1 protein-coding gene is annotated in these 336 nt (G+C 59.2%); it reads right to left on the bottom strand.

Annotation, left to right across the window (positions count from 1 at the left end; genetic code table 11):
• Nucleotides 1-51: 51 nt before the first annotated feature.
• The coding region (locus OZ411_RS43235; protein WP_282532844.1) for a transposase at nt 52-336 on the bottom strand (285 nt) is incomplete at its 5' end.

Below are 336 nucleotides of genomic sequence, written 5' to 3' on the forward strand. Positions count from 1 at the left end.
TGTAAAAACGTCTGAGGAGGACGCGGGTTATGAGGTCCGGGACTGGGTGTCTCATGCCGCGATCGCAGCGATGAGCGGCTTGACCCCGACAATGTTCATGACCCGCGTCAGATTGTAGGCCAAGACGGATAGTGCCATCTCGGCGGCTACTTTCGGAAGCGTTTTGGTCAGGAAGTGTGTCGCTCCCATGCGGGCCTTCATCGTGCCGAACGGATGCTCGACCGTTTCTCGACGCTGGCGCATGGCTTGTGGATTTGCATCAAGGCGCTGCTGGACAGCATCGAGCACGTGCTCATGCTCCCATCGTGTAATCCGCCGCTCTGGCCCTGTCGTGCA

Origin of the sequence: Bradyrhizobium sp. Arg237L (genome assembly GCF_029990105.1) — a bacterium.
GTDB lineage: Bacteria > Pseudomonadota > Alphaproteobacteria > Rhizobiales > Xanthobacteraceae > Bradyrhizobium.